We start from the raw sequence: 638 nt of genomic DNA on the forward strand, positions 1-638 counted from the left end.
GACCAACTCAAAAAAGGAAGTGACATCATGAAATCACGTGCAGCAGTGGCCTTTGGGCCAGGTAAACCGCTGGAAATCGTTGAGATCGACGTTGAGCCGCCACGCAAGGGTGAAGTGCTCGTCAAGATCACCCATACCGGCGTGTGTCATACCGACGCGTTCACCCTGTCGGGTGATGATCCTGAGGGTCTCTTCCCGGTCGTGCTGGGCCATGAAGGCGCCGGCATCGTGGTAGAGGTAGGTGAGGGCGTCACCAGTGTGAAACCGGGTGATCACGTTATCCCGCTCTACACCGCTGAATGTGGCGAGTGCCTGTTCTGCAAGTCGGGCAAGACCAACCTGTGTGTGTCTGTACGTGCAACCCAGGGCAAGGGTCTGATGCCTGATGGCACCACCCGCTTCTCGTACAACGGTCAGCCGCTGTTCCACTACATGGGCTGCTCGACTTTCAGCGAATACACCGTTGTTGCTGAAGTGTCGCTGGCCAAGATCAACCCGGATGCCAATCCGGAGCACGTCTGCCTGCTGGGCTGCGGCGTGACCACCGGTATCGGTGCTGTGCATAACACGGCCAAGGTGCAACCCGGTGACTCGGTGGCGGTATTCGGCCTCGGTGGTATCGGCCTCGCCGCGATCCA

General features: G+C 59.1%; 1 protein-coding gene. It reads left to right on the forward strand.

The window, feature by feature from the left end; all coding sequences use genetic code 11:
* Nucleotides 1-27: 27 nt before the first annotated feature.
* Nucleotides 28-638 (forward strand): alcohol dehydrogenase catalytic domain-containing protein (locus D3M70_RS31630; RefSeq protein WP_165869950.1); only part of this gene is annotated, 611 nt, incomplete at its 3' end.

The organism is Pseudomonas sp. LS-2 (assembly GCF_003605735.1).
Taxonomy (GTDB): domain Bacteria; phylum Pseudomonadota; class Gammaproteobacteria; order Pseudomonadales; family Pseudomonadaceae; genus Aquipseudomonas.